Origin of the sequence: Pseudomonas sp. NUPR-001 (genome assembly GCF_052147955.1) — a bacterium.
GTDB lineage: Bacteria > Pseudomonadota > Gammaproteobacteria > Pseudomonadales > Pseudomonadaceae > Aquipseudomonas.
In genome coordinates, this window is sequence record NZ_CP197353.1 from 1,896,931 (window position 1) to 1,923,240 (window position 26,310).

23 protein-coding genes and 1 pseudogene are annotated in these 26,310 nt (G+C 59.9%); 13 read left to right on the plus strand and 11 right to left on the minus strand.

Annotated features, from left to right (window positions below):
* Positions 1–4: 4 nt before the first annotated feature.
* A complete protein-coding gene (gene mfd, locus ACP6KB_RS08780) occupies positions 5–3,454 on the minus strand; it encodes a transcription-repair coupling factor (RefSeq protein ID WP_442113350.1) in 3,450 nt (1,149 codons plus the stop codon).
* A 169-nt stretch (positions 3,455–3,623) separates the two neighbouring features.
* Between mfd and ACP6KB_RS08785 the strand changes: the two genes are divergently transcribed.
* The 3 genes from ACP6KB_RS08785 (at position 3,624) to sthA (ending at position 7,774) form a co-directional block, all read left to right on the plus strand.
* Entirely contained in the window at positions 3,624–5,087 is a 1,464-nt protein-coding gene (locus ACP6KB_RS08785) for a glyceraldehyde-3-phosphate dehydrogenase (protein ID WP_442113351.1), read from the plus strand.
* A 72-nt stretch (positions 5,088–5,159) separates the two neighbouring features.
* Complete coding sequence (locus tag ACP6KB_RS08790; RefSeq protein ID WP_442113352.1) at positions 5,160–6,155, plus strand: FAD:protein FMN transferase; 996 nt, start codon at positions 5,160–5,162, stop codon at positions 6,153–6,155.
* 224 nt (positions 6,156–6,379) lie between these two features.
* On the plus strand, positions 6,380–7,774 hold the full coding sequence (sthA, locus tag ACP6KB_RS08795; protein ID WP_038608908.1) for a Si-specific NAD(P)(+) transhydrogenase: 1,395 nt from the start codon (positions 6,380–6,382) through the stop codon (positions 7,772–7,774).
* 42 nt (positions 7,775–7,816) lie between these two features.
* Here sthA and ACP6KB_RS08800 read toward each other — a convergent pair whose 3' ends face one another.
* Positions 7,817–8,539: a glycerophosphodiester phosphodiesterase gene (locus ACP6KB_RS08800; protein ID WP_442113353.1), complete on the minus strand. Its 723-nt coding sequence runs from the start codon at positions 8,537–8,539 to the stop codon at positions 7,817–7,819.
* A gap of 27 nt (positions 8,540–8,566) precedes the next feature.
* Entirely contained in the window at positions 8,567–9,154 is a 588-nt protein-coding gene (locus tag ACP6KB_RS08805) for a PilZ domain-containing protein (protein ID WP_442113354.1), read from the minus strand.
* Positions 9,155–9,248: 94 nt separating this feature from the next.
* Between ACP6KB_RS08805 and ACP6KB_RS08810 the strand changes: the two genes are divergently transcribed.
* The 3 genes from ACP6KB_RS08810 (at position 9,249) to ACP6KB_RS08820 (ending at position 12,506) form a co-directional block, all read left to right on the plus strand.
* Positions 9,249–10,499 (plus strand): lipoprotein-releasing ABC transporter permease subunit, encoded by a 1,251-nt coding sequence (locus ACP6KB_RS08810; protein WP_442113355.1) that lies wholly within the window; start codon positions 9,249–9,251, stop codon positions 10,497–10,499.
* A 7-nt stretch (positions 10,500–10,506) separates the two neighbouring features.
* Positions 10,507–11,190, plus strand: a complete 684-nt coding sequence (lolD, locus tag ACP6KB_RS08815; RefSeq protein WP_442113356.1) for a lipoprotein-releasing ABC transporter ATP-binding protein LolD — start codon at positions 10,507–10,509, stop codon at positions 11,188–11,190.
* Positions 11,191–11,261: 71 nt separating this feature from the next.
* Positions 11,262–12,506 (plus strand): lipoprotein-releasing ABC transporter permease subunit, encoded by a 1,245-nt coding sequence (locus ACP6KB_RS08820; protein ID WP_442113357.1) that lies wholly within the window; start codon positions 11,262–11,264, stop codon positions 12,504–12,506.
* 75 nt (positions 12,507–12,581) lie between these two features.
* Here the strand turns inward: ACP6KB_RS08820 and ACP6KB_RS08825 are convergent, their stop codons facing one another.
* Both ACP6KB_RS08825 and ACP6KB_RS08830 read right to left on the minus strand, forming a co-directional pair.
* Positions 12,582–13,940, minus strand: a complete 1,359-nt coding sequence (locus ACP6KB_RS08825; protein ID WP_442114280.1) for a heavy metal sensor histidine kinase — start codon at positions 13,938–13,940, stop codon at positions 12,582–12,584.
* The gene (locus ACP6KB_RS08830; RefSeq protein ID WP_442113358.1) at positions 13,937–14,617 is read right to left on the minus strand and encodes a heavy metal response regulator transcription factor; all 681 of its coding nucleotides are present in this window, start codon (positions 14,615–14,617) and stop codon (positions 13,937–13,939) included. Before ACP6KB_RS08830 ends, ACP6KB_RS08825 begins: the two co-directional genes overlap by 4 nt.
* Before the next feature lie 157 nt (positions 14,618–14,774).
* Here ACP6KB_RS08830 and ACP6KB_RS08835 point away from each other — a divergent pair, with 157 nt between their 5' ends.
* Both ACP6KB_RS08835 and queF read left to right on the plus strand, forming a co-directional pair.
* Positions 14,775–15,269 carry a cupredoxin domain-containing protein gene (locus ACP6KB_RS08835; RefSeq protein WP_442113359.1) on the plus strand — a complete coding sequence of 165 codons (495 nt, stop codon included), beginning with the start codon at positions 14,775–14,777 and terminating at the stop codon, positions 15,267–15,269.
* 68 nt (positions 15,270–15,337) lie between these two features.
* On the plus strand, positions 15,338–16,168 hold the full coding sequence (gene queF / locus ACP6KB_RS08840) for an NADPH-dependent 7-cyano-7-deazaguanine reductase QueF (RefSeq protein ID WP_442113360.1): 831 nt from the start codon (positions 15,338–15,340) through the stop codon (positions 16,166–16,168).
* Positions 16,169–16,207: 39 nt separating this feature from the next.
* On the opposite strand, the gene ACP6KB_RS08845 is transcribed toward queF, so the two are convergent.
* Both ACP6KB_RS08845 and ACP6KB_RS08850 read right to left on the minus strand, forming a co-directional pair.
* The gene (locus ACP6KB_RS08845; RefSeq protein WP_442113361.1) at positions 16,208–16,471 is read right to left on the minus strand and encodes a DUF4404 family protein; all 264 of its coding nucleotides are present in this window, start codon (positions 16,469–16,471) and stop codon (positions 16,208–16,210) included.
* Between the two features lie 122 nt (positions 16,472–16,593).
* Positions 16,594–17,139 carry a phosphonoacetaldehyde phosphonohydrolase-related protein gene (locus ACP6KB_RS08850; protein ID WP_442113362.1) on the minus strand — a complete coding sequence of 182 codons (546 nt, stop codon included), beginning with the start codon at positions 17,137–17,139 and terminating at the stop codon, positions 16,594–16,596.
* Positions 17,140–17,336: 197 nt separating this feature from the next.
* Between ACP6KB_RS08850 and ACP6KB_RS08855 the strand changes: the two genes are divergently transcribed.
* From ACP6KB_RS08855 to rssC, 3 genes are all read left to right on the plus strand, one after another.
* Entirely contained in the window at positions 17,337–18,044 is a 708-nt protein-coding gene (locus ACP6KB_RS08855) for an MlaA family lipoprotein (protein WP_442113363.1), read from the plus strand.
* A 367-nt stretch (positions 18,045–18,411) separates the two neighbouring features.
* Entirely contained in the window at positions 18,412–19,596 is a 1,185-nt protein-coding gene (gene rssB / locus ACP6KB_RS08860; protein ID WP_442114281.1) for a two-component system response regulator RssB, read from the plus strand.
* Positions 19,593–20,075, plus strand: a complete 483-nt coding sequence (rssC, locus tag ACP6KB_RS08865; protein WP_016394629.1) for an anti-sigma factor antagonist RssC — start codon at positions 19,593–19,595, stop codon at positions 20,073–20,075. Before rssB ends, rssC begins: the two co-directional genes overlap by 4 nt.
* Before the next feature lie 30 nt (positions 20,076–20,105).
* Here the strand turns inward: rssC and ACP6KB_RS08870 are convergent, their stop codons facing one another.
* The 4 genes from ACP6KB_RS08870 to ACP6KB_RS08885 all read right to left on the minus strand — a co-directional run bounded on the left by ACP6KB_RS08870 (position 20,106) and on the right by ACP6KB_RS08885 (position 25,166).
* Positions 20,106–22,013, minus strand: coding sequence for an alkaline phosphatase D family protein (locus tag ACP6KB_RS08870; RefSeq protein WP_442113364.1), 1,908 nt, complete (start codon positions 22,011–22,013; stop codon positions 20,106–20,108).
* 149 nt (positions 22,014–22,162) lie between these two features.
* Positions 22,163–23,089, minus strand: coding sequence for a transaldolase (tal, locus tag ACP6KB_RS08875; protein WP_442113365.1), 927 nt, complete (start codon positions 23,087–23,089; stop codon positions 22,163–22,165).
* Positions 23,090–23,212: 123 nt separating this feature from the next.
* Positions 23,213–24,223 (minus strand): tRNA dihydrouridine(20/20a) synthase DusA, encoded by a 1,011-nt coding sequence (dusA, locus tag ACP6KB_RS08880; RefSeq protein ID WP_442113366.1) that lies wholly within the window; start codon positions 24,221–24,223, stop codon positions 23,213–23,215.
* 298 nt (positions 24,224–24,521) lie between these two features.
* Entirely contained in the window at positions 24,522–25,166 is a 645-nt protein-coding gene (locus ACP6KB_RS08885; protein WP_442113367.1) for a LysE family translocator, read from the minus strand.
* 429 nt (positions 25,167–25,595) lie between these two features.
* On the opposite strand from ACP6KB_RS08885, the gene ACP6KB_RS08890 reads away from it, so the two are divergent.
* Together ACP6KB_RS08890 and ACP6KB_RS08895 are read left to right on the plus strand one after the other, a co-directional pair.
* The gene (locus ACP6KB_RS08890) at positions 25,596–25,799 is read left to right on the plus strand and encodes a LysR family transcriptional regulator (protein ID WP_442113368.1); all 204 of its coding nucleotides are present in this window, start codon (positions 25,596–25,598) and stop codon (positions 25,797–25,799) included.
* Positions 25,796–26,062 (plus strand): annotated as a pseudogene (locus ACP6KB_RS08895) (PAS domain-containing protein); the annotation flags it as partial. The gene ACP6KB_RS08890 and the pseudogene ACP6KB_RS08895, both read left to right, overlap by 4 nt.
* Positions 26,063–26,310 lie beyond the last annotated feature (248 nt).

A 26,310-nucleotide genomic window follows, 5' to 3' on the forward strand; every position in this document is an offset into this window, starting at 1 on the left:
TCCTTCACGCAGATTGTGGGGTCAGGCGCTCGAACAGCGCCTCGAGGTTATTGAAGCGTTCTTCCGGGCGTTCCATTGGCACCATGAACTTGAACTGGGTGGCGCCTTCGAACTTGTAGCGTTTGGGCTGGCCCTGGATCAGTTTGATCAGCACCAGCGGATCGACCGGGGTCTCGGCTTCGAACTCGATCTTGCCGCCGTTGGGGCCGGCATCGACTTTCTTGATGCCGAGCTTTTCCGCCTGCAGCTTGAGCAAGGTCAGGCGCACCAGGTTTTTGGTCGGTTCCGGCAGCAGACCGAAGCGGTCGATCATTTCCACTTGCAGGTCTTTGAGGCCGTCTTCGTCCACCGCCGAGGCGATGCGCTTGTACAAGATCAAACGTGCGTGCACGTCTGGCAGGTAGTCTTCGGGAATCAGCGCAGGCAGGCGCAGGTTGATTTCCGGGCCACCGCCCAGCGGCTGGTCGAGGTTTGGCTGCGTGCCTTTGCGGATGGCCTTGACCGCACGCTCGAGCATTTCCATGTACAGGGTAAAGCCGACGGCCTGGATTTGGCCGCTCTGGCCTTCGCCGAGTAGTTCACCGGCGCCACGGATTTCCAGGTCGTTGGTGGCCAGCACGAAACCGGCGCCCAGGTCCTGGGTATTGGCAATCGCTTCCAGGCGCTTTTCGGCGTCCGGAGTGATCTGCTGGCGCGGCGGCGTCAGCAGGTAAGCGTAGGCCTGGTGGTGACTACGGCCGACCCGGCCGCGCAGCTGGTGCAGCTGGGCCAGGCCGAACTTGTCGGCACGCTCGATGATGATGGTGTTGGCGCTCGGCACGTCGATACCGGTCTCGATAATGGTCGAGGCAATCAGGACGTTGAAGCGCTTGTGGTAGAAGTCGCTCATCACCTGTTCGAGTTCGCGCTCGCGCATCTGCCCATGGCCAATGCCGATGCGCGCTTCAGGCACCAGTTCGGCCAGGTCGGCAGCACATTTCTCGATGCTCTTCACATCGTTGTGCAGGTAGTAGACCTGACCACCGCGCAGCAATTCACGCAACAGCGCTTCTTTGACTGTGCTCTTGTTCTGCTCCATGACGAAGGTGCGCACCGACAGGCGGCGGGCGGGCGGGGTGGCAATGATCGACAGATCACGCATGCCGGCCACGGCCATGTTCAAGGTGCGAGGAATCGGCGTGGCGGTCAGGGTGAGGATATCCACCTCGCTGCGCAGGGCCTTGAGCTGTTCTTTCTGGCGCACACCAAAGCGGTGCTCTTCATCGATGATCACCAGGCCCAGGTCTTTGATCTTGACGTCGTCCTGCAGCAGCTTGTGGGTGCCGATAACGATGTCGATCTTGCCTTCGGCCAGGTCGGCGACAGCAGTCGCAACTTCCTTAGGCGACTTGAAGCGGCTCATGACTTCCACGGTCACCGGCCAATCGGCAAAGCGGTCGCGGAAGCTGTTGTAGTGCTGCTGGGCGAGCAGGGTGGTCGGTACCAGAATGGCCACCTGACGGCCGCCGTGCACGGCAATGAAGGCGGCGCGCATGGCCACTTCGGTTTTGCCGAAACCAACATCGCCACACACCAGGCGATCCATGGGCTTGGCTGCCAGCATGTCTTCGCGCACCGCTTCGATCGCGCTTTGCTGGTCGGGCGTTTCTTCGAACGGGAAGCCGGCACTGAAGGTGGCGTAGTCCACCGACGGGTCAGCGAAGGCGTAGCCTTTGCGGGCGGCACGGCGTGCATAGATGTCGAGCAGCTCGGCGGCCACGTCGCGTACCTGTTCGGCGGCCTTGCGCTTGGCCTTTTGCCAGGCCTCGGAGCCGAGCCTGTGCAGCGGTGCCAAGGCGTCGTCACTGCCGGTGTAGCGGGCGATCAGGTGCAGGTTGGCGACCGGTACGTAGAGTTTGGCGCCTTCGGCATATTCCAGGGTGAGGAACTCGGCGGTCTGGTTATCGATTTCCAGTGTCGCCAGGCCCAGGTAGCGGCCCACGCCGTGGTCGATATGCACCACCGGTGCGCCTTCGCGCAGCTCGGTAAGGTTCTTGATCACCGCGTCGTTGTTGGCGTCGCTGCGCTTGTCGCGACGGCGGCGCTGCATGACCCGTTGTCCGAACAGCGGGCTCTCGGCGACCAGGGCAATTGCCGGGTCGTCCAGCAGCAGGCCTTCATCGAGCGGTGCGATAGTGATCGCCAGGCGTTCTTTGCCAGCAACAAAGGCGCTCCAGCTGTCGACCGTTTGCGGACGCAGCTTCAAGCGTTCGAGCAACTCCAGCAGCACTTCGCGGCGGCCTGCCGACTCGGCGGTGAACAGCACCCGGCCTGGGAACTGATCGAGAAAGCCCGACAATGCCGCCAATGGCTGATTGGCTTTGGCTTCAATGGCCAGGCTCGGCAAGGGCTGGGCCGGGAAACGTTCACGGCCAACACCGCTGTCGACATCGTCTTGGCTTACGACCACGCGCGGCCAGTTTTTCAGGCGGGCAAAGCAGTCTTCCACCGGCAGGAACAGTTCGGCCGGTGGCAACAGCGGGCGCGAAATGTCGATGCGGCGCTCTTCATAGCGATTGCGCACATCGTTCCAGAAGTGTTCGGCCGCCTGTTCAACACCTGGCAGGGAAAACACCTGGGTGTCCTGGGGCAGGTAGTCGAACAGGGTCGAGGTGTCTTCAAAGAACAGCGGCAGGTAATACTCGATGCCGGCCGGGGTAATGCCGCTGGACAGGTCCTGGAAGATCGGACAGCGACGGAAGTCGACATCGAAGCGTTCGCGAAAACGTGCCTTGAATTGCGTGACCGCTTCTTTTTGCAGCGGGAACTCGCGGGCCGGCAGCAGGCGTACCGACTCGACCTTGTCGATCGAGCGCTGGGTCTCCGGGTCGAAGGTGCGCAGGGTTTCGATCTCGTCGTCGAACAGATCGATCCGGTACGGCAGTTTGCTGCCCATGGGGAACAGGTCGATCAGTGCGCCACGCACGGCGAACTCGCCGTGTTCGTAGACCGTGTCGACGCAGCGGTAGCCGCTGGCCTCCAGGCGCAGGCGCATCTGCTCGACGTCGAGTTTCTGGCCGATGTCCAGCACCAGGCTGCTGCCCAGCAGAAAGCGCGTTGGCGCCAGGCGATGCAGGGCGGTGGTGATCGGCACCACCAGAATGCCGTGATCAAGCTCCGGCAGCCGGTACAGGCTGGAGATCCGCTGGGAAATGATGTCCTGGTGCGGCGAGAACAGGTCGTAGGGCAGGGTTTCCCAGTCGGGGAAGGGCAGTACCGGCAGCTCAGGCGCGAAGAAGCGCAACTCCTGCTCCAGTCGGTCAGCGCTCTGGCTGTCGGCGGTCAGTAGCAGGGTGAAGCGCTTGGCGGCGCTGGCGGCTTCGGCAATGGCCAGGCTCAGGGCAGCGCCCGGCAGGTTGCCCCAGGTTTGTTTGCCGGCAGTGGCCGGCAGGTGCGGTAGACGCAGAACAGGCACGGGAGGTCGAGCTCCAAGCGTTGCGACAAAGACGCCAATTGTACCGTTCAGAGGCCCGTGCTGTCAGGTTTGCACCAGCTAATTACATGTAGTGACAGAGCGGCGACAGGCGCTCATTGCTCGATGGGCTGCGGGGCGTCATAATGTAGCCCCTTTTTTCTGTCCCTACATGTGGAAGGTTCCCGTGACTCAGAAGCCCGACCAGTGTCTTGGTGAGTGGATTGATCGTGAAGCACTTGCAGAAGCGATGATCCCGCTTATCGGTCAGCTCTACCGCAATAACAATGTGGTGAGCTCGATCTATGGCCGCAGCCTGATCAACCGCTCGGTGATCTCGATCCTCAAAGCGCATCGCTTTGCTCGTCATCGCCAAACCGACGAAACCGAACTCTCTGTCCACGAGACATTCCCGCTGCTCAAAGCGATGAGCGAGCTGAAACTGGGCGCCGCTTCGGTTGACCTGGGCAAGCTGGCCAACAAATTCAAGCTGGAAGGCAACGGTCGCAGCGCCGAGCAGTTCGTGCGTGAAGAAATGGCTGAAGTGGTTGGTCAGCAGAACGCTTCGGCGCGTAAAGGCACCGACGTTGTGCTTTACGGCTTCGGTCGTATCGGCCGCCTGCTGGCGCGCATCCTGATCGAAAAAACCGGTGGCGGCGACGGCCTGCGTCTGCGTGCCATCGTTGTGCGCAAAGGCGCCGAGAACGATCTGGTCAAGCGTGCCAGCCTGCTGCGTCGTGACTCGGTTCACGGCCCGTTCGATGGCACCATCACCATCGACGAAGCGAACAACACCATCACCGCCAACGGTAACCTGATCCAGGTTATCTACGCCAAGAACCCGAGCGAAGTCGACTACACCCAGTACGGCATCGAAAACGCCTTGGTCGTGGACAACACCGGTGTATGGCGTGATGCCGACGGTCTGGGTCAGCACCTGGCTTGCCCGGGCGCCGCTCGCGTGATCCTCACCGCGCCTGGCAAAGGCGCGCTGAAGAACATCGTTCACGGTATCAACCACGGCGACATCAGCGCTGACGACAAGATCATCTCCGCCGCTTCCTGCACCACCAACGCCATCGTGCCGGTGCTCAAGGCTGTGAATGACAAGTTCGGCATCGTCAACGGTCACGTTGAAACCGTTCACTCGTTCACCAACGACCAGAACCTGATCGACAACTTCCACAAGGGCAGCCGTCGTGGCCGCGCCGCGCCGCTGAACATGGTTATCACCGAGACCGGTGCAGCCACTGCAGCCGCCAAGGCACTGCCAGTGCTCAAGGGCAAGCTGACCGGCAACGCGATCCGTGTACCAACGCCGAACGTGTCGATGGCCATCCTGAACCTGAACCTGGAAAAGGCCACCAACCGCGAAGAGATCAACGAGTACCTGCGCCAGATGGCCATGCACTCGGATCTGCACAAGCAGATCGACTACGTGAGCTCGCAGGAAGTGGTATCCACCGACTTCGTTGGCTCGCGCCACGCCGGTGTGGTCGATGCCGAAGCCACCATCTGCAACGACAACCGTGTTGTTCTGTACGTTTGGTACGACAACGAATTCGGTTACAGCTGCCAGGTAGTGCGCGTGATGGAAGACATGGCCGGTGTAAACCCGCCAGCTTTCCCACGCTAAGCTTGTCTTGGTTGTGAAAAACGGGAACCTCAGGGTTCCCGTTTTTTTTGCCTGAATATTCCAGGAGGACGGATGCGCAAGGCAGTCTTGGGGGTTGTGCTGGCGAGTCTGCTGGGCTGTGGGCAGGAGCACGCGCTGGAGCGGATCAGCGGCCCGACCATGGGCAGCAGCTACACCGTGCAGTATGTCCGCACGCCACAAGGACCGGCGCCGGAGCGGGTCAGGCGCGAGGTGGAGGAGGTTCTTGAAGGTATCGACAAGCACTTTTCCACCTACCGCGGCGACTCATCCATCGAAACCTTCAATCGCTTGCCCGTCAATAGCTGTCAGCGTATGCCCGCTGAGGTGCTGGAACTGGTGCGTATGGGCGAGCAACTCGCGCAGCAGAGTGACGGTGCGTTTGACCTGACCGTGGAGCCCTTGCTTGATCTGTGGGGCTTCGGTCCGCAGTCGCGAATGGAAAAAGTACCCGATGCACAGGCGTTGGCCAGCGCGCGTGCGCGTGTCGGGCATGGGCATTTGCGCATAGTCGGTGAGCAGTTGTGCAAGGATGCGCCGGTGGCCGTGGACTTCAACAGCATTGCTGCAGGGTATGCGGTGGACGTGCTGATTGAGCGGCTAAAAGCCCTGGGCGTCGCGGATTTGCTGGTCGACGTCACGGGTGAGCTGAAGGCGGTCGGGCGCAAACCTGATGGTCAAGGCTGGAAAGTGGCCCTGGAGTTGCCGCGCGAAGATCGCCAGATTGTCCAGCAAATGCTGGTGGTCGATGGTTTTGGTGTTTCCACCTCCGGTGACTATCGCAATTATTTCGAGGAGAATGGCCAACGCTATTCGCACACCTTCGATGCGCGCCTGGGGCGACCGGTACAACACGATCTGGCGGCGGTCACGGTAGTGGATCGTTCGGCGTTGATGGCTGACGGCTATTCCACCTTGCTGTTGATCCTTGGGCCGCAGCAGGGCTGGGACTTTGCTCTCAGGCACGGGATCGCCGCGGTATTCGTGACCCGGGTTGGTGACGGTTTCGTTTCGCGCAGCACGCCAGCGTTTGCTCAGGTGGTGGAGTGAAAGTGCTTCGCGGGGCAAGCCCGCTCCCACCGTGGGAGCGGGCTTGCCCCGCGATAAAACACATGTAGTGCAGAGAAAATTAGCCTACGACGCGACCAAGGGTTAATGTGCGCGGCGTTCAAGCTTGATTAGACTGCACCCGAATTTTTTTCATGGCGCCGCTGGCGACATGATCTAGCCTCGCTCGCCAATGTGGCGACCGGGCCTGTTCTGAAGGAGTACGCATGGCTGTCTACAACTACGACGTAGTGGTGCTGGGTTCCGGCCCCGCAGGAGAAGGGGCGGCAATGAATGCTGCCAAAGCAGGACGCAAGGTGGCGATGGTCGATTCCCGTCGCCAGGTCGGCGGTAACTGCACCCACCTGGGCACCATCCCGTCCAAGGCCCTGCGTCACTCGGTTCGCCAGATCATGCAGTTCAACACCAACCCGATGTTCCGGGCCATTGGTGAACCGCGCTGGTTCTCGTTCCCGGACGTGCTCAAGAGCGCCGAGAAGGTGATCGCCAAGCAGGTTGCTTCGCGCACCGGCTACTACGCCCGCAACCGCGTCGACGTATTCTTCGGCACCGGCAGCTTTGCCGATGAGCAGACCATTGAAGTGGTCTGTGCTAACGGCGTGGTCGAAAAGCTGGTGGCCAAGCACATCATCATCGCCACCGGTTCGCGTCCGTATCGCCCGGCCGATATCGATTTCCACCACCCGCGTATCTACGATAGCGACACCATCCTCAGCCTCGGCCACACCCCGCGCAAACTGATCGTTTACGGTGCCGGTGTGATCGGCTGCGAATACGCTTCGATCTTCAGCGGCCTGGGTGTACTGGTCGAGCTGGTGGACAACCGTGGCCAGTTGCTGAGCTTCCTCGACTCGGAAATTTCCCAGGCGTTGAGCTACCACTTCAGCAACAACAACATCACCGTTCGCCACAACGAAGAGTACGAGCGGGTTGAAGGCCTGGATAACGGTGTGATTCTGCACCTGAAATCGGGCAAGAAGATCAAGGCCGACGCCTTGCTCTGGTGTAACGGCCGTACCGGCAACACCGACAAGCTGGGCCTGGAAAACATCGGCATCAAGGTCAACAGCCGTGGCCAGATCGAAGTCGACGAAAACTACCGTACCCACGTGCCGAACATCTACGGTGCCGGTGACGTGATCGGCTGGCCGAGCCTGGCCAGCGCTGCGCACGACCAGGGCCGTTCGGCTGCTGGCAGCATCGTCGATAACGGCAGCTGGCGCTTCGTCAACGACGTACCCACCGGTATCTACACCATTCCGGAGATCAGCTCGATCGGCAAGAACGAGCAGGAGCTGACCCAGGCCAAGGTGCCTTACGAAGTCGGCAAAGCGTTCTTCAAGGGCATGGCGCGGGCGCAGATCGCCGGTGAGCCGCAAGGCATGCTGAAGATCCTGTTCCACCGTGAAACCCTGGAAATCCTCGGCGTGCACTGCTTCGGCTACCAGGCTTCGGAGATTGTTCACATCGGTCAGGCGATCATGGATCAGCCGGGTGAGCGCAATACCCTGAAGTACTTCGTCAACACCACCTTCAACTACCCGACCATGGCCGAAGCCTATCGGGTAGCGGCCTACGACGGCCTCAACCGGCTTTTTTGAGCGGCTCCGGCCGGTGGCCTGAGCCGGCCGGGGAGACCGATTTCAGCGATTCTCGAGGGTGGCGCTGGCCAAACCGGGAAAGTCTGTAATCAGGCTGTCTACGCCGAAGTCAGCGAGTCTGCGCATCAGCGCCGGCTCGTTGACTGTCCACACCGACACGTGCAAACCCTGGCGCTGGGCCTTGATCAGGCGTTCAGGGGTGCACAGTGTCCAGTTCAGCGCGAGCAAACTGCAGCCATAGTTCTGGGCGACCTTCAGTGGGTCGAGCCAGGCATATTCGGCAACCAGCCCTCGGGCAATATCCGGTGTCAGTTCAAGAGCCGCGCCCAGCACTTCCCGTGAACTGGAGGTGATGGTGATCTTGTCGAGCAGGCCGAATTGCTGGGCCATTTCGCGAATGGCCAGCACCGTGGTCACGGCGCGGGTGCGCGAAGCGCTCTTGACCTCAAGCTGCCAATGCTCGAAGTCGCATTTCTCGAACAATTCTTCCAGCCGTGGAATCGGGCTGTGCGAAACCCAGCCCGGGCCACCCTTGCGCGCATCGTAGGTGACCAGGTCGGCGGCCAGGTGCTCGGCGACTTTGCCGCGCCGGCCGGTGGTGCGTTTGAGCGTTGGGTCGTGGATCACCATCAGTTCGTTGTCGGCTGACAAGTGCAGGTCCAACTCGCAGCGGCGCACGCCGTGCTTGAGACAGTGTTGGAAGCTGGTCAGGGTATTTTCGGGGGCTTCGCCCTTGGCGCCGCGGTGGCCGTAAATCTGGGTCACGTTTGTTCCTTCAAGAAGAGGTGAGACTCAAGACGCGCTCGGGGCGTTCTGTTCCAGCGCCTGGCGCCGTTGTTGCGCCTGGCGTTGCAAGATGTAGCGCGCCAGCAACTGGCGCTGGGCGTCAGTCATGTCGACGAATTCGGTGCCGATCTCGTATTGGCCATCCGCCTGGCGGTCGCAGTGGGTGACCCTGGCGCGCAGCAGCAGGCCTAGTGCTTGCGGCATCAAGACCATCTTCACGGCAACACGGGCGTCGGCGGCAATCGGTTGGGCCTGGTTGAATTCAATACCGCCTTCGGACAACACCACCGCCTGTGGCGCGCTGAGTTGCCCCAGCAGGGTTTGCGCGACTACAGCGCTGAGCAGGTCGATACGTTTGTTCTGGGCTTTGAGGAAGGCGGCCAGGGTGCGATCCTTGTCGCTGAGCTGGCGCAGCAGGTGCTGGGACTCGAATTCGCTCAGGTGCAACTCGCTGAGCAGATTGAAAAGTGGTGAATCATCTTGCAACAAGTCTGGGCCAAGGGCTTCAGCAGAACTCAGCGGGCTAATTTCCAGTGCGATCCGATCCTCGATACGGTAGTATTCGCGGCGATCTTCTTCATCTAATGTCGACATGGCGAACCCATGGTAGCGGCGGTGGTCTGAGTGTAAAGCTGCTATTCAAGCCCCGCCACAAGGACGTTCCTCTTTCATCCGAACAAGCCCCGACATGTTCAGACCTCTCTTCGTATTCATCGGTACGCGTTACACCCGTGCCAAACGCCGCAACCACTTCGTCTCGTTCATTTCCCTGACCTCGATGATCGGCCTCGCCCTGGGCGTGGTGGTGATGATCGTGGTGTTGTCGGTCATGAACGGTTTCGATCACGAGATGCGCACCCGGGTATTGGGCATGGTGCCCCATGCCACACTGGAAACCGGCCAGCCGATCAACGACTGGCCGACCCTTGCCAATCAAGTAAAGCAGAACCCGCGGGTTGTGGCGGTGGCGCCCTTCACCCAGATGCAGGGCCTGCTGACCCATGAAGGCAAGGTGCAGAAAGTGCTGCTCAACGGCATCGACCCGGCCCAGGAACGGCAAGTCTCGATCATCGACAACTTCATCCAGCAAGGGCGTCTCGACGCGCTGGCACCGGGGGAGTTCGGCATCATGATCGGCGACAAGGCCGCGGCTAAATTGGGTGTGGGCATCGGTGACAAGCTCACCTTCGTGGCCCCGGAGGTCACCGTGACCCCGGCGGGGATGTTCCCGCGCATGAAGCGTTTTACCGTGGTCGGCATCTTTCATGTCGGTGCCGGTGAGATCGACGGCTACCTGGGCCTGACCAATCTGTCCGACCTGTCGCGCCTGCACCGCTGGAAGGCTGATCAGGTCCAGGGCCTGCGCCTGAAGTTCGACGACCTGTTCCAGGCGCCGCGTGCTGCCTGGGATATCGCGCAGAAACTCGGGGAACACGAGTTCTACGCCCGCGACTGGACCCGCACCCATGGCAACCTGTACCAGGCGATCCGCATGGAGAAGGCCATGATCGGCCTGCTGTTGCTGCTGATTGTTGCGGTGGCGGCGTTCAACATCATTTCCACCCTGGTGATGGTGGTCAACGACAAGAAAGGCGACATCGCCATCTTGCGTACCCTGGGGGCTACCCCCGGGCAGATCATGGCGATTTTCATGGTCCAGGGCACCGTTATCGGTGTGGTCGGTACCTTGATCGGCGGCATTGTCGGTATTGCTGCGGCGCTGAATGTCAGTGCCGCGATTGCCGGGCTCGAGACCCTGATCGGCCACAAGTTCCTCAATGCCGACGTGTACTTCATCGACTACCTGCCGTCCCAGGTCATGGCCGAAGACGTGTGGATGGTCTGCGGCGCGGCATTGGTTCTGAGTTTCCTCGCCACCCTGTATCCGGCCTGGCGTGCGGCACGCACCCAGCCTGCGGAGGCGCTACGTTATGAGTGAGTTGGGCATGAGTAATCAAGCAGTGCTGAGTTGCCGCAACCTGGGCAAGTCCTACGAGGAAGGCCCGGAGTCGGTACAAGTGTTGTCCGGTTTGCAGCTGGAGCTGCACCGCGGTGAGCGCGTGGCGATTGTCGGTAGTTCGGGCTCGGGTAAAAGTACCTTGCTCAACCTGCTCGGCGGCCTCGACACCCCAACCGAGGGCAGTGTCTGGTTGGCGGGTGAAGAACTGTCGGCCCTTGGTGAGCGCGCCCGTGGCCTGCTGCGCAACCGCGCATTGGGTTTCGTTTATCAGTTCCACCACCTGCTGCCGGAGTTCACCGCGCTGGAAAACGTGTGCATGCCGCTGCTGATCGGCCGCACCGCCATTCCCGAGGCGCGTGAGCGTGCCGAAGCATTGCTCAAGCGCGTAGGCTTGGGCCATCGCCTGAGCCACAAGCCGGCTGAGCTGTCCGGCGGTGAGCGCCAGCGTGTGGCGATTGCCCGTGCCTTGGTCAACCGTCCCGGGCTGGTGATGCTCGATGAGCCTACCGGTAACCTCGATCATCACACCGCACAAGGTATCCAGGACCTGATGCAGGAGCTGAGCAATTCCTCGCAAACAGCGTTCCTGGTGGTCACCCACGACCTCAACCTGGCGCGTCAGATGGACCGTGTGCTGCGTCTGGAAGACGGGCATCTGGTGCCGATCTGAGCTGACCGAGTAGCGTGCCCGTCATTGTGGCGGGCCCCGTGTTCCTTTTCTTTACCTGGGTGCTTTCGTTCATGTTCAGACCCTTGGCAATTTTCATCGGCGCGCGCTACACCCGCGCCAAGCGCCGCAACCATTTCATTTCGTTCATCTCCATGACCTCGATGATCGGCCTGTCCCTGGGCGTGCTGGCGATGATCGTGGTGTTGTCGGTGATGAATGGATTCCAGCGTGAAATGAGCGCGCGGATTCTCGGCATGGTGCCGCACGCCAGCATTCTCGGCGTGCAGCCACTGGCTGACTGGCGCCCGGCGGCTGACGCGGCGCTGAAAAACCCGCAAGTGCTCGCCGTGGCGCCATTGACCGAGATGGAAGGCATGCTGTCCTACAAAGGGGCGATGCAGCCGATTCAGGTCAGTGGCATCGATCCGGCCGAAGAGGGCAAGGTTTCGATCGTTGCCCAGCACATTGTCCAGGGCAGCTTGCAGGCGCTGCAGCCGGGGGAGTACGGGGTGGTGATCGGTGAGATCAGTGCCCGGCGTTTCCGTTTGAATGTCGGTGACAAGCTGACCCTGATCGTGCCGGAAGTGAGCAGCGCTCCGGGTGGTATCACCCCGCGCATGCAGCGTCTGAATGTGGTCGGCGTGTTCAAGGTGGGCGCTGAGCTGGATGGCTCGATGGCTTACATTCACATGGCCGATGCCGCGCAGATGCAGCGCTGGCAGCCGGGGCAAGTGCAGGGCGTGCGCCTGAAACTCAAGGATCTGTACAGCGCACCGCAAGTGTCGAAAGCCATCGCAGCGGACTTGGGTGCACAGTACCGCGCAGATGACTGGTCGCACACTCAAGGCAGCCTGTTCAGTGCCATGAAAATGGAAAAGACCATGATTGGTCTGTTGTTGCTGATGATCATCGCTGTGGCTGCGTTCAACATCATTGCCACGCTGATCATGGTGGTCAATGACAAGGGCGCGGACATCGCCATCTTGCGCACCATCGGCGCGACCCCGGCGCAGATCATGGGCACCTTCATGGTGCAGGGTACCTTGATCGGTATTGTCGGCACCTTGATCGGTGGTGTGCTCGGGGTGATTGCCGCGCTCAATGTCAGCCAGATTGTCGGCTGGCTGGAGCGGGTCAGCGGCCAGCACATCTTCACCTCGGATGTGTATTTCATCAGCAGCTTGCCGTCGGAACTGCAATGGGGCGATGTGGCGCTGATCTGCAGTGCCGGGCTGGTGATGAGCTTTCTCGCGACCCTGTATCCGGCGTATCGGGCTTCGCAGGTGGAACCGGCGTACGCGTTGCGTTACGAGTAAGAGCGATCGCGGGGCAAGCCCGCTCCCACAGAGCATGCAATTTCAGGTGGGAGCGGGCTTGCCCCGCGATGATGTTCACGCCACTGGCAATTCAATCAAAAACCGCGTCCATCCCGCCGCCGACTCGGCACGAATGCTTCCGCCATGGGCCTGGATTATCGATCGGGTAATCGCCAGCCCCAACCCCGCATGTTCACTGCTGCCTTCACGGCGCGCCGGATCGGCCCGGTAAAAACGATCGAACAATCGCGGGAGCAGGGCAGGGTCAATCGGTCCGCCGGTGTTGGCAACCTGTAAGCGCACCTGCGCGCCGTGCAGCTCGATGCTGACCCGTATCTCGCCCTGCGCCGGGGTGAAGCGCAAGGCATTGTCCAGCAGGTTGGACAGGGCGCGCCGCAGCATGTGGCGGTCGCCTGCCAGGTTGGCCTGGCCTTCTCGCTGCAGGGTCACACCGGCATCCTCAGCCAGTGGCGCGTAATACTCAAGCAAGGCATCAGCCTCTTCTTCGAGCTTCAGTTGCTGGCGGCTGGGCATCAATAAACCGTGGTCGGCTTTGGCCAGATAAAGCATGTCGTTGACCAGTTGCGCCATCCACTGCAGCTCTTCAAGGTTGCTGTGCAGCGCTTCACGGTACTCGTCCAGTTCGCGTGGGCGGGTGAGGGTGACCTGCGTGTGAGTGAGCAGGTTCGACAGTGGCGTGCGCAGTTCGTGGGCAATATCTGCGGAAAAGGCCGACAGGCGCTGGAAGGCATCATCCAGGCGTTCGAGCATGGCGTTCACCGTTTGCGCCAGCTCAGCCAGCTCCACCGGCATTTGCCCTTCTGGCAGGCGTGTGGTCAACGAGCGTGCCGAGACCTTCGAGGCAATTTCACCCATCTGCCGCAACGGGCGCAGTCCGCTGCGCGCGGCCCAAGCGCCAAGCAGCGCAGTGGCCAGGGCCGAGAGGCCGACGGTCAGCCAGATCAGTTGCTGCATACGCTGGAGAAAGTGCTGGTGGTGGGTGATGTCCAGAAACAATGTCAGCTGTGCCGAGTGCGGGTCGTCATTGTCGAGCATGACGCACAGGCTGCGGTAGTCGCTGTTGGGGCTGTGCACGGTGCTCAGCCCCGGCACCTGCGGCGAGTCAGGCAAGTTGGCCTGGCTGTCGAACCACACCCGGCCATCACTGCCGCGCACACGCACGGCAAGATCGGTCTGATGGCTCAATTCGCTTTGCAGCTCAGGCAAGCGCTGGGAGAGGCTGGCCGGGTCATGCACGCCCTCGAGCATCTGCCTCAATAGCGACAGGCGGCTTTCGAGCAGTTGCTGATCCAGTTCGATGAAATGCCGTTCACTGGCACTGCTGAACAGCACCCCGGCGGTCAGCGACACTGCGGCGGTACAGGCGGCAAACAGCAGTGCCAGGCGGCTACCAAGGGACAATCGACGCATCAGGCCGCCCGCTCTTCAAGTACATAGCCCATACCGCGCACGGTGTGGATCAGTTTGTGGTCGTGGCCGTCGTCGATCTTCAGGCGTAAACGGCGGATCGCCACCTCGATGACGTTGGTGTCACTGTCGAAGTTCATGTCCCACACCTGCGAGGCAATCAGCGACTTGGGCAGCACTTCGCCCTGGCGGCGCAGCAGCAGTTCGAGCAAGGCAAACTCCTTGGCGGTCAGGTCGATGCGTTGGCCGTTACGCTCGACCCGGCGGCGGATCAAGTCCAGACGCAGATCGGCAAGCCCCAGGCTGGTTTCTTGCGTTGGGCTGCTGCCGCGGCGCAGCAGGCTGCGAACCCGTGCCAGTAACTCGGAGAAGGCGAAGGGCTTGATCAGGTAGTCATCGGCACCTAATTCCAGGCCGTGCACGCGGTCTTCGACAGCATCGCGGGCGGTCAGGAACAGCACCGGCACTTCACTGCCTGAGGCGCGAACGGCCTGGAGGATCTGCCAGCCATCGCGGCCAGGCAGCATGACATCGAGGATCAACAGGTCGTAATCGCCAGTCAGCGCCAGGTGTTGACCGGTGTTGCCGTCGGTGGCCAGTTCGGTGGCAAAACCTGCTTCACTCAAGCCTTGGCACAGGTAGTGGCCGGTTTTGCTCTGGTCTTCGACGATTAGCAGTTTCATCGTGGTGGCTCTTGGACATGGATTGCCGGGGGGTTATACCGCGTCGGACAGGGTGGGTGGTTAAGCTGACAAAGTTGTAATGTTTTTGTCAGGTTGCTGCCAGCGCTGGTTTTCTACAGTGAAGGCTGATTTGTCGCAATCCTGGAGTAGGCCTGACATGAAACACTTTTTTTTCGCCGCCACCCTGGCGCTGTCCAGCCTTCCTGCAGTGGCGTCCCCGGCGCCTACGTTTGCCTTTGGTGCGCCCGCAACTGCGGCCAAGGCTGATCGCACCGTCGAGATCGTGATGGGCGATATGTATTACGAACCGCGCAGCTTGCAGGTCAAGGCGGGCGAAACCGTCCGCTTCGTGCTGATCAACAAAGGCGCGGTCGCGCATGAGTTCAGCCTGGGCGATGCACTCATGCATGCCAAACATCAAAAGGAAATGATCGCCATGATGGGGCAGATGGACCACGCGGCGATGGGCCATGGCGGCATGCAACATGGCGCCGGCATGCAGCATGACGATCCCAACACCGTGATGGTTGAGCCCGGCAAGCAGGGTGAATTGACCTGGACGTTCAGCCAGGCCACGCCGATCGAGTTTGCCTGTAACGTGCCTGGGCACTATCAGGCTGGCATGGTTGGCAAGCTGACTATCGGCCAATAACAGGCGATTACCCAATGCATGGCACAAACCCGATAAACTAGGCACATTTCGTCCTTCAGGTTTGAGCCATGCACCCCGCCGCCGAACATTCCCCGCTGGGCAAGTCCAGCGAATACATCACCACTTACACCCCCTCGCTGCTGTTCCCGATCCCGCGTACCGCCAAATGGGCCGAGTTGGGCGTCAGCGCCGAGACCTTGCCCTGGCAGGGCGTCGACTTCTGGAACTGCTTTGAATTGTCCTGGTTGTTGCCGTCAGGCAAGCCGGTGGTGGCCATTGGCGAATTCGCGATTCCTGCCGATTCGCCGAACATCATTGAATCCAAATCGTTCAAGCTCTACCTGAACTCGCTGAACCAGACGGTGTTCGAAACCCCGGCTGCATTGCAGGCCTGCCTGAGCAAAGACCTCTCGGCAGCCGCTGGCAAGCCGGTGGCGGTGCAGATTCGCAGTCTGGCTGAAGTTGAAGGGCAGGGTGTAGTTGCCTTGCCGGGTGTGTGCATTGACGATCTGGATGTCAGCATCAGCAACTATGAACAACCGCAGCCTGAACTACTGCGCTGTGACAGAAGCCGTATCGTTGAAGAACAGCTGCATAGCCATCTGCTCAAATCCAACTGCCCGGTGACGGGTCAGCCGGACTGGGGAAGTGTCACCGTGCATTACCGTGGAGCGGCGCTGGATCACAGCAGCCTGCTGACCTACTTGATCAGCTTCCGTCAGCATGCGGATTTCCATGAGCAGTGCGTAGAACGTATCTACCTGGACCTCAAGCGCCTGCTCAACCCTGAGTTCCTGACGGTGTATGCCCGTTACGTGCGCCGTGGCGGTCTGGACATCAACCCGTATCGCAGCACCGAAGTGGTGACCTTGCCGAACCTGCGTCTGGTTCGCCAGTAACACTGGATCATCGCGGGGCGTGTGCCCCGCGAGGGTTGTTCAGATGCCCATGCTTTGCAGGCTTTGGACAATATTGCGCAGGGTAGCGGTCAGGCCTGGGTGATCGACCTCGAAGCGCTCCACTGCCAGGTTGACGCCATCGACCAGGTTGTTGTCCGGGGTTACCGCTTCAAGTTTCATCTCGGCTTCAATCTGCTGCATCAGCTGCTGCAGTTGGTCGCGCTCTTCCAGCGAGAGCGGCGGATTTTGCTCCAGTTGCTCGCGCAGGGCGTTGAGTTGCTCTTGCAGTTCGCGGGCAGGCATGGGTATCTCCCTCTATCAATAGGCATAGTCATGGACCCTGGCAACGGCTGAAAGGTCCATACCTGCCTACTAGAGTAATCCACTGTCTGATGCTTTGCATGACCCGGATCAACGGCCCTGTGTCAGGGTTTTTCGCCCTTCAGGCGACGTTGACCAATGTCGGCCAGGCAGTCGTCCAGCGCGCCGAGATGGTCAATCACCGAGTGTACGCCCAAGGCGAACAGTTGCAGGGTTGCCCTGGCGCGCTTGCACTCTTGTTCCTGCGGTGAGTCGCTGGCGCGGCTCACGCCGTCAGTTGCCAGGCCGATGGTCCACAGGCCGGCGTTAAGGCCCGATTGCAGCAGGCGGGGTTCACTGCTGATCAATACACAGCCTTCCAGGGTGTGGGTCTGCAGGGCCATTAGTGCTTGCCAGCAGGCATCGGGCGCAGGCCAGGGGGCTTGGGCGCGATATTGAGCTTTTATCCAGTTCGGCAGCGGGCTGGCCAGGTGCTCGGCGTCGCTGCTGCTCAGCTCGTCAATCCAGGCACAGGGGATTTGTAGCTGATTCAACCAGTCGAGGGTGTGTAACGCACCGGGCGCAGCGTGTGGACGCTGATGGCTGGCGGCTTCGATCAGGCAACCGCGCAGGCCGAACAGCAAAGCGGTGAAGGCGGGAGAGTCAGGCATGGCAACGTCCCTGAAAATAGCCTGCAGGCTACACTCGGGCTATTACAGATTGGTGACGGTGACAAACACAGTTGTTCACAAAATCGTGACCTCTTTTGTGTCAGGCTGTTTATCAGTGTCAGACCCTTTATACTTGTTTCCTTTTTTGAGCGCCGGGCGTTTAGGGCCTGGCGCAGTGACTGTCGAGGAGTAACTCTATGCGTCGGATCGGTACAGGCGTGATCAATCGGATGACCCAGGCCTGTGTCTGTGCCAGCCTGCTGTTGGCACCGTTGGCTGTAGCTCAGGCGGCAACCGAAGATGACCCATGGGAGAGCGTTAACCGGCCGATCTTTACCTTCAACGACACCGTTGATACCTACGCACTCAAGCCACTGGCCAAGGGTTACCAGGCCGTGACCCCGCAGTTTCTGGAAGATGGCATTCACAACATGTTCCTCAACCTGGGGGACGTTACCAACCTGGCCAACAACATCCTGCAGCTCAAGCCGCATGCTGCCGGTGTCGACACCGCACGGCTGATCATCAACACCACCTTCGGCCTGGGCGGCTTCTTCGATGTCGGCACCAAGATGGGCCTGCAGCGTAACGATGAAGACTTCGGCCAGACCCTGGGCTACTGGGGCGTGAGCAGTGGTCCGTACGTGATGCTGCCGTTGCTCGGCCCAAGCACGGTGCGTGACGCCCTCGGCAAGTACCCTGATACCTACACCGAACCCTACCGCTACATCGATCACGTGCCGACCCGCAACAGCGCCTTGGCCGTGGATGTTGTCGATACCCGCGCCAGCCTGTTGTCGGCGGAAAAGCTGATCAGTGGCGACAAGTACGTGTTCATTCGCAATGCCTACCTGCAGAACCGCGAGTTCAAGGTCAAGGACGGCGAAGTCAAAGACGACTTCTAATTGTTGCGGTAATGATTGGGCGGCCCTTGGGCCGCCTTTTTCATGTCCGTTGTTCAGTTGAGGTGTAACTACTAATCAATCGCATTTGTTTTGCGGTAAACAATATGCCCTTTGGTAACTGAAAAATGCCCCTCTAATAACTCCTGGTGATTTACCGTACTAAAGAGCAACCGCGAGCATCGGCGTACCCTTGAAACCCCCTGCGGATGGGAGTACCGTCTGCGCCTTAGAGGGCACCTCTGCTAGTTGTCGGACAGCCTGTCTTGTCCTACAACTCTTATAAGAGTGGCTAGAAGAAAATCCAGTACGTGTGCTCATGCCTTGTCGAGCCACCTACGCCAACCTAATTCTGGCGCCGTTTGCCCACATGCAGAAAACCAGTGCAACGCTGCTGATAATCGATGACGACGACGTCGTACGTGCGAGTCTAGCCGCCTACCTTGAAGACAGTGGTTTCAGTGTCCTGCAAGCGAGTAATGGCCAGCAGGGCCTGCAGGTCTTCGAACAGGAACAGCCCGATCTAGTCATCTGCGATCTGCGCATGCCGCAAATGGGCGGTCTTGAGCTGATTCGCCAGGTAACCGAGCGCGCGCCTGAGTTGCCGGTGATCGTGGTATCCGGTGCCGGGGTGATGAACGATGCGGTAGAAGCGCTGCGCCTGGGCGCAGCGGACTACCTGATCAAGCCCCTGGAAGACCTCGCAGTGCTGGAGCATTCGGTCCGCCGCGCGCTGGACCGTGCACGCCTGGTGCTGGAAAACCAGCGCTACCGGGAAAAGCTTGAAACCGCCAACCGCGAGCTGGAAGCCAGCCTGCACCTGCTGCAGGAAGACCAGACCGCTGGGCGCCAAGTACAGATGAACATGCTGCCAGAAAGCCCCTGGGTGGCAGACGAACTGTCGTTCGAGCACCAGATCATCCCTTCGTTGTACTTGTCGGGCGACTTTGCCGATTATTTCCGGGTCGATGAGCGACGTATCGCGTTCTACCTGGCAGACGTTTCCGGTCACGGCGCCTCTTCGGCGTTCGTCACCGTATTGCTGAAGTTCATGACCACCCGGCTGCTGTTTGAATTCAAGCGCAACTCCAGGTTGCGTGATTTCAAACCGTCGGAAGTGCTCGGTCACATCAACCGCGGCCTGATCAACTGCAAGCTGGGCAAGCATGTGACCATGGTGGGTGGTGTCATTGACGAGGACACCGGGCTGATGACTTACAGCATTGGTGGCCATTTACCGTTGCCGGTGCTGTATACCCCAGGCCAGAGCCGCTACCTGGAAGGCCGCGGATTGCCGGTGGGGCTGTTCGAAGAGGCCACCTATCAGGACCACGTCCTGGAGTTGCCACCACAGTTCAGCCTGACCTTGCTCTCTGATGGCATCCTGGACCTTTTGCCAGGTGGAACACTCAAAGATAAAGAGGCGGCCTTGCCTGAAATCGTCAAGGCTGCGGGTGGTAGCCTGGATGGGCTGCGCCAACGATTCGGATTAGCTACGCTTGGGGAGATGCCGGATGATATCGCCCTATTGGTGTTGAGCAGGAACCTTCAATGAGTACGGGAAGAATCCAGTTCGCTGAGCAGAGCGGCACGTTCGTTCTGAAGTTTGTCGGCGAAGTGCGCCTGACCTTGTGTTCGGCGTTGGATGCGACTATTGAAAAGATCTTCACGGCGCTGAATTTCTCGGCGATCGTCATCGATCTGACTGAAACCGAAAGCATCGACAGCACCACCCTGGGCTTGCTGGCCAAGCTCTCGATCCTGTCGCGCCAGAAGGTCGGCCTGCTGCCGACCGTGGTCACCACCAACCCGGATATCTCCCGGTTGCTGCAGTCGATGGGCTTCGATCAGGTGTTCAACATCGTCGACCGGCCGGTTCCGTGCCCCGAGTGCCTGACCGACCTGCCGTCGCAAGACCAGAACGAAGATGTAGTGCGCTCCAAAGTGCTGGAGGCGCACAAAATCCTCATGGGCCTGAACGACTCCAACCGTGAAGCCTTCCACGACCTGGTCAACGCCCTCGAGCGCACCTGACCCGTCAGCCAGGCGCTTTTCAGCGCCTGCTTACTGATCCGATACCCGGGCTGGAAATTCGGTCGGCGCCGCACCATCGGCGTTGAGCTGGAAAATCCGCTGCGGCTGCCCTTGCTCATTGAAAAACACCTGGCCCAGGCCGGCGCTGTTCCACAGGCGTTCGCCGGCTTTGCTGTGGCTGGGGGTACGTGGAATCACTTCCATCCGCCGGCGCTTGGTGAACCAGTTGAGCGGTGAGCGTGGCGCATACAGCCAGCGGTTGAGGCGATCGAAGGTGTCCAGCAGGCGTCGTGGAAACTCGTTCTTGATACCGCTGCTGGTGATCTGCCACAGGTGTGGGCTGCGCTGGCGGTGTCGTATGCGCACTTCATAAACGAACGAGTAGTGCACGTCTCCGGAGAGAATCACGTAGTGCCCCGGCGTGCGCGAGTGGCGGAAGATGTTCAGGATCACCTGCGCAGCGCCCTGGTGGGCCATCCAGTTCTCAGCGTCAACCAGCAAGGGGTAGCCCAGCCAGCTGAACACCCGCTGCACCGTCTCGATCAGTTTGACCCCGAATATCGGCGCAGGCGAGACGATGATTGCCGAAGGGTGGTCAAGCAAGGCCTGCTGCAGCTCGCTCAGCGCCTCCCAGTCGAGCAGGCCGGAAGGCTTGGCGAAGTTGCTTTCGCTGCGCCAGCGGCGCGTGCGGGTGTCGAGCACCAGCAAGGGAGGATTGCTCGGCAGTACGAACTGCCAGCCTTGAAAGCGCAGCACTTCATCGATCAGTGCATCTTGCAGCGGGGCATCCAGGTGGTGGTCGGTTGCAGCGCTGCGGCTCAGTTCCTGGCATTTGAGCACCAGCTCCCGGCAGGTGTCGGGGTCATTGCCCCAGCCTTGGCACAGCAGGTAGGCCAGCAGGGCATTGCCAATGATGCGCTTTGAGAAAGGATGGCCATAGGCGGTCTCTTCCCACTGCGCCGACAGATTCCAGTCGTCGGTGATGTCGTGGTCGTCGAAGATCATCAGGCTGGGAAGGTGCGCCAGCACCCGGGCGACACCGCCCAGACCGCTGACAAACGCCTGGATCAGCTGTTGTTCCTGGCGGTAGCGCTGCTGCTGTTGTGGCGTCAGCCCGGCGGGCATGTCGGTTTCGATCAATGTCCAGGGAACCGGCGACCAGACCAGCAGGTACATGGCCATGACCTCGGCAAAGGTCACCAGATGGTTGTCGGCATTGCTGCTGGTGAAGATTGGCTTGCGCGCGCCGCCGAAGAAGCGTTCACGCAAGGTTTCATTGCTTTCCAATGCCGGCAACAGGTCGGCGCGGTGGTAATAGCTTGCCGGGTGGCGATACAGCGCGGCGCTGTCGTCAACCAGCGCGCCTTGTAGCGTCTCGTCAAACAAGCCCAAGCGTTCAATCAGCGCATGAATCGCCCGCAGCATTGGCCCGGCGACATCGTCTGCGTAAACCTGATCACCGCTCATCAGCAGCAGGGCAGGGCGTGAGCGGGGTTCTGTGCAGGTCATCAACAAGCGGTCGGCACACAGCAGGCCGTCTGCGGCGTGATGGTGGGGTTTGCGGCACGAGCCGTGCAGCAGTTGTTCAATTCGTGAATGCACGACGAAGCTGGGCTGCTCGCTGCCGTCGTAAAGCAGGTGTGGCGCCCAATGCGCAATACCTTGCGGCCCCTCGCTAGTGGGCAGGATCAGGTCATAGTCGATTTGCACATCGCAGGGCAATGGACTGTCGAGGTGAATGTCGATCAGGTGTACGAAGGCCTGCTGGCCGATGGCGATGACCTGGCAATCGAGCGTCGGGGTGATGCCTGTGCAACTGAGTGACAGGGTCGGTTGCAACGCTTGTGAAGCCACCAGCCAGAACACCATGCGGGTGGGTTCAAGGCGGCGCAGAACAGGGCCGGCCAATACGGTTGGCAATGCGGAAGAGTCAGGCATCTACATCTCTGAGAGCACAATTGAAAGCATCGCGGGGCAAGCCCGCTCCTACAGTAGGAGCGGGCTTGCCCCGCGATGAGGCCTCAAGGCCGCAAAAAAAGGCAAGAATACTCAGCGTTCCCCACTGGCGTGGCAAACCCCGTTTTGTATCAAGCTTTTGCCGCCAGCAACGCCTCAAGCTTCTCCTGATCGCGAGCGAACAGGCGAATGCCTTCTGCCAGCTTCTCAGTCGCCATGGCATCTTCATTGGACGCCCAGCGGAATTGCGCTTCGCTCAGTTGTTGGCGGGCCTCACCCGGGTTACCCGGCTTGAGGATGCGCGGCAGCTCGCCCTGATCATCGCTCAGTTGCTGGAGCAGTTCTGGGCTGATGGTCAAACGGTCGCAGCCTGCCAGTTGTTCGATCTGACCGATATTGCGGAAGCTCGCGCCCATGACCACAGTGTTGTAGCCGTTGCTCTTGTAGTAGTTGTAGATCCGCGTCACCGACTGCACGCCCGGATCCTCGGCGCCGACATAGTCGGTACCGGTGGATTTCTTGTACCAGTCGTAGATACGGCCCACGAACGGCGAAATCAGGAACACCCCGGCATCGGCACAAGCCTGGGCCTGAGCAAAGGAAAACAGCAGGGTCAGGTTGGTCTGGATACCTTCCTTTTCCAGCACTTCGGCAGCGCGAATGCCTTCCCAGGTCGACGCCAGCTTGATCAGCACCCGATCACGACCGATACCGGACTGTTCATACAGCGCGATCAATTGCCGGGCCTTGGCCAACAGCGCAGGCTGATCGAACGACAGACGTGCATCGACTTCGGTGGAAATACGACCCGGAATCACCTTGAGAATCCCCGCGCCCACCGCCACGGCAAAGGTGTCGCACGCCAGGCCGACATCGCCTTTGCTGCGCTCGATCGATTGCTTGAGCAGCTCGGTATAACCGGGCATGGCTGCAGCCTTGAGCAACAACGACGGGTTGGTGGTGGCATCGACCGGTTTCAGGCGGCTGATGGCATCGATATCACCCGTGTCGGCAACGACAGTGGTGAACTGCTTGAGTTGTTCCAGCTTGGAGGTCATGGGCGTGCTCTGTCCTGTGCGATGGCTTGACATTACCCGAGCGCTGCCAGCCGCTCAAGGGCTGGCTGGCATGCGGGTGAAGGGATAACCCTTCGAGTGTCCAATCGTGCACAGGTTCCGACGCTAGCGACCTTGCAGCAGCTCGCCGGCCTGATCGAGCAGGGCCAGCGGGTCGTTGCTCTTGTGGATATCCACCGACAGTAACTGACGGAACTTGCGCGCCCCCGGGAAGCCCTGGGCGAGGCCGAGAATATGCCGGGTCACATGGTGCATGGCGCCGCCGCTGGCCAGATGCTGGGCAATGTAGGGACGCAGTTTGGCCAGTGCTTCGCTGCGGCTGATCACCGCTGCCTGGCTACCGAACAACTGCTGATCGACCTCGGCCAGCAAGTAAGGATTGTGGTACGCCTCGCGCCCCAGCATCACCCCGTCGAAGGTCTGCAGGTGCGCCTGACATTCGGCCAGGGTCTTGATGCCGCCGTTGAGGACGATCTCCAGGTCTGGGAAGTCCGCTTTCAACTGCGCGGCGACCTCGTAACGCAGCGGCGGAATCTCGCGGTTTTCCTTCGGCGACAGGCCTTCAAGAATGGCAATGCGCGCATGCACAGTGAAACTGCGGCACCCGGCATCACGCACCTGCCCGACGAAGTCGCACAACTCGGCATAGCTGTCACGGCCATTGATACCGATGCGATGCTTGACCGTCACCGGAATCTGCACCGCATCCTGCATCGCCTTGACGCAATCGCCCACCAGCGCCGGATGCGCCATCAGACAGGCGCCAATCATATTGTTCTGCACCCGGTCGCTCGGGCAGCCGACGTTGAGGTTCACCTCATCGTAGCCAGCGTCCTGCGCCAGCTTGGCGCAGGCGGCGAGATCGGCCGGAACACTGCCACCCAGTTGCAAGGCCAGGGGATGCTCGGCTTCGTGGTGGCGCAGAAAACGTTCGGCATCGCCATGCAGCAGGGCGCCGGTGGTGACCATTTCGGTGTAGAGCAGGGCGTTGCTCGACAGCAGGCGCAGGAAGAAGCGGCAATGGCGGTCTGTCCAGTCCATCATCGGCGCAACGGAGAAGCGGCGAGACGGCTCAGGCCTTGGGTTTACTGGGGTTGCAGCGGATTCTAAGGACATTTTTACGTACGCGTATTAGTGCCATTTTCGGGTGTTTTCGGGCGTTTTTGTGCCTCGGCGGTACGATCTACCACCGCTAACCTCATGTGTACCACCGCAATCCATGGCAATGATCAGAGCACGAAAAAGGCCGACGGAACGGTCAGTTACACCGTCCAGGTCCGTCTTAAAAACAAAGGTGCCATAGTCTACCAAGAGTGCCAGACATTCGCCTGCAAGCAGGCTGTCCAAGCCCGGGCGAAAGGACGGGAAGCCGAGTTGTCCGAGCTTGGCACGATCGAGATGAGCCAAGCCAGGCTTAACGCCGACTCAGAGCCAGTCGAACGCCGAGCGCAATAAATGTGCTGCCAACCACCCGATCCATCAAATTCTGCAATGATCTATTTTGCGACACTTTGCCAGCTGCGCTCCCTGCTAACAACGCGAACATTGAGTCAGTCAGGAAAGCTACCAATGCATAGGTAAGGCCCAGAATCAGAAATGATTCTGTTTGATGTGCTCCATTGGGCGTCACAAATTGAGGGAAGAACGAGACAAAAAACAACAGAACTTTTGGGTTGGTAAGCGTGGTAATAAAGCCTTTCGAAAGCAGATCTTTTAAGTGTGCATTGTTTTTGATTTTTGGTTGGTCGGGAGTCGCAGCACTTGTTTTGCTAAAAGTGCCAAGAATCATCTTCAAACCTAAGTACATAAGGTACAACGCCCCGGCATACTTCACCACTGAAAACATAAGGGGTGACGCAGCAATCAATGCGGTCAGTCCCACCACGCTGGCCACCGCATGTGTACAGCTTCCCAACGCTACGCCAGCGGCCGAAATTACACCGGCGCGGCGGCCGTTGGCTACGCTTTGGCCAACGACATAGGCCATGTCTGGGCCGGGAGTAATAGACAGAAGAAAAACAGACAAAATAAAAAGCCACAGGTTGGTAATGTCTAACATCGCTACCTCAAATTTCTGAAATACCTAGGTCCGCAGCGCTTTGGCATGAGCGATCTACCATAATACACAGGGAGAGGGACTCATGGGCATGCTTGAGGGACGGGTGGGTGGCCCAGGTTTTGCGAAGGGGGGTGTGCTTTAACGACGAAGGGCGTTTTGCGGGCCAATTCAGCTGTTGTCGGAGGGTTAGCCTTCGAAGTCCTTGTTCAATTGACAATCTTCAGCGCCTTTTCAGCAGCTGTGAATTGATGATCTGCATCAATTTTTGTCTTTTGTTTGAGTCTTATATTGATCTAAAGGGAATGAATAACTTTCCACCTTTGCGATTATGTTTTGGTGTGAACGTTAATAAAAAATAAGGATTCGTCCGTATTTCGAGTGCACATCGATCAAGGGTGGTGGGTGCTCGATGGTTCCCAGGTGTTACCCATGAAGTCAACCGTGGTTTCCGTTGCCCGCAAGCTCAAACTCTATCAATTGGTGGTTTTCGACCGGTCCCTGTGCAGTGGTTCGCTGGTGGGCGCTGCCCAAGCGCTGAACCTGACCCAACCGGCCGTGACCAAGATCATTCGCGAAATGGAAGGGCTAATCACAGCTGATCTGATCAAAGTACAAACGGATACCCGATTATGAGAACCAATCTGCCGGTCACCCAGCAGGAAGTCATCTTCCAGAATGAGCAGCGGCTGATATCAGCCACCGACTTGCAGGGCAATCTGACCTACTGCAATGACGAATTTGTGGCAGTCAGTGGCTACAGCCGTGAAGCGTTGCTGGGCAGTGCGCACAACATCGTGCGCCACCCTGATATGCCTGAAGCGGTCTTCGCCCATATGTGGTCGTACTTGAAGGCGGGCAAAAGCTGGATGGGGATCGTCAAGAACCGTTGCCGCAATGGCGATCACTACTGGGTCAGTGCCTATGTCACGCCGGTGCTGGAAGGCAACGTGGTGGTGGGGTACGAGTCGGTTCGGGTCAAGCCGCAGCGCGCCGATATCGAGCGTGCCTCGGCCTTGTATGAACGCATGCGCACCGGCAAGCGCAGCTGGGATTTCAGACGGCGGCTCAACGCTGTGATCGAGCACGGGCTGGCGCCGCTTGCCCTGGGTATTCCTGCGGTGGCCGCAGTGATCTTCCTGGACAG

Excerpts from the sequence above, each read along its gene's own strand:
- ACP6KB_RS08785 (WP_442113351.1), top strand. The coding sequence starts at position 3,624 with ATGTGGAAGGTTCCCGTGACTCAGAAGCCCGACCAGTGTCTTGGTGAG.
- ACP6KB_RS08790 (WP_442113352.1), top strand. The coding sequence starts at position 5,160 with ATGCGCAAGGCAGTCTTGGGGGTTGTGCTGGCGAGTCTGCTGGGCTGT.
- sthA (WP_038608908.1), top strand. The coding sequence starts at position 6,380 with ATGGCTGTCTACAACTACGACGTAGTGGTGCTGGGTTCCGGCCCCGCA.
- ACP6KB_RS08805 (WP_442113354.1), bottom strand. The coding sequence starts at position 9,154 with ATGTCGACATTAGATGAAGAAGATCGCCGCGAATACTACCGTATCGAG.
- ACP6KB_RS08810 (WP_442113355.1), top strand. The coding sequence starts at position 9,249 with ATGTTCAGACCTCTCTTCGTATTCATCGGTACGCGTTACACCCGTGCC.
- lolD (WP_442113356.1), top strand. The coding sequence starts at position 10,507 with ATGAGTAATCAAGCAGTGCTGAGTTGCCGCAACCTGGGCAAGTCCTAC.
- ACP6KB_RS08820 (WP_442113357.1), top strand. The coding sequence starts at position 11,262 with ATGTTCAGACCCTTGGCAATTTTCATCGGCGCGCGCTACACCCGCGCC.
- ACP6KB_RS08830 (WP_442113358.1), bottom strand. The coding sequence starts at position 14,617 with ATGAAACTGCTAATCGTCGAAGACCAGAGCAAAACCGGCCACTACCTG.
- ACP6KB_RS08835 (WP_442113359.1), top strand. The coding sequence starts at position 14,775 with ATGAAACACTTTTTTTTCGCCGCCACCCTGGCGCTGTCCAGCCTTCCT.
- queF (WP_442113360.1), top strand. The coding sequence starts at position 15,338 with ATGCACCCCGCCGCCGAACATTCCCCGCTGGGCAAGTCCAGCGAATAC.
- ACP6KB_RS08845 (WP_442113361.1), bottom strand. The coding sequence starts at position 16,471 with ATGCCTGCCCGCGAACTGCAAGAGCAACTCAACGCCCTGCGCGAGCAA.
- ACP6KB_RS08850 (WP_442113362.1), bottom strand. The coding sequence starts at position 17,139 with ATGCCTGACTCTCCCGCCTTCACCGCTTTGCTGTTCGGCCTGCGCGGT.
- ACP6KB_RS08855 (WP_442113363.1), top strand. The coding sequence starts at position 17,337 with ATGCGTCGGATCGGTACAGGCGTGATCAATCGGATGACCCAGGCCTGT.
- rssB (WP_442114281.1), top strand. The coding sequence starts at position 18,412 with ATGCAGAAAACCAGTGCAACGCTGCTGATAATCGATGACGACGACGTC.
- rssC (WP_016394629.1), top strand. The coding sequence starts at position 19,593 with ATGAGTACGGGAAGAATCCAGTTCGCTGAGCAGAGCGGCACGTTCGTT.
- ACP6KB_RS08870 (WP_442113364.1), bottom strand. The coding sequence starts at position 22,013 with ATGCCTGACTCTTCCGCATTGCCAACCGTATTGGCCGGCCCTGTTCTG.
- tal (WP_442113365.1), bottom strand. The coding sequence starts at position 23,089 with ATGACCTCCAAGCTGGAACAACTCAAGCAGTTCACCACTGTCGTTGCC.
- dusA (WP_442113366.1), bottom strand. The coding sequence starts at position 24,223 with ATGTCCTTAGAATCCGCTGCAACCCCAGTAAACCCAAGGCCTGAGCCG.
- ACP6KB_RS08885 (WP_442113367.1), bottom strand. The coding sequence starts at position 25,166 with ATGTTAGACATTACCAACCTGTGGCTTTTTATTTTGTCTGTTTTTCTT.
- ACP6KB_RS08890 (WP_442113368.1), top strand. The coding sequence starts at position 25,596 with ATGAAGTCAACCGTGGTTTCCGTTGCCCGCAAGCTCAAACTCTATCAA.